The organism is Mesorhizobium sp. M4A.F.Ca.ET.050.02.1.1 (assembly GCF_003997725.1).
Taxonomy (GTDB): Bacteria; Pseudomonadota; Alphaproteobacteria; order Rhizobiales; family Rhizobiaceae; genus Mesorhizobium.
In genome coordinates, this window is the sequence record NZ_RZSG01001540.1 from 1 (window position 1) to 407 (window position 407).

The window sequence follows — 407 nt, forward strand, 5'->3', positions numbered from 1 at the left end:
CGAGGCGTTGCTCAGCAAATTTCCGGCGCAAGCCGCAACCATTGAACAGACCTAGGGGTCAGGTCCGAGGGACGGAATTTCATGTTCACATTGCTCGTCGATTTTGCGGACAAGATCTCTGTCTTCAACGTCTTCCGCTACATCACCTTCCGTACCGGCGGGGCGTTGATCACTTCGGCGCTGATCGTCTTCATATTCGGGCCGACCATCATCAATTCGCTGAGGCTGCGGCAAGGCAAGGGTCAGCCGATCCGCGCCGATGGCCCGCAGACACATTTCAAGAAGGCTGGCACGCCGACCATGGGCGGGCTGATGATCCTTTCCGGCATCATCGGCTCGTCGCTGCTGTGGGCGAACCTCTCCAGTATCTATGTCTGGGTGGTGCTGCTGGTGACCATCGGCTTCGG

General features: G+C 58.5%; 1 pseudogene. It reads left to right on the forward strand.

Annotated elements, in window-relative coordinates:
- Nucleotides 1–81 precede the first annotated feature (81 nt).
- A pseudogene (gene mraY / locus EOA33_RS38550) lies at nucleotides 82–407 on the forward strand (phospho-N-acetylmuramoyl-pentapeptide-transferase); the annotation flags it as partial.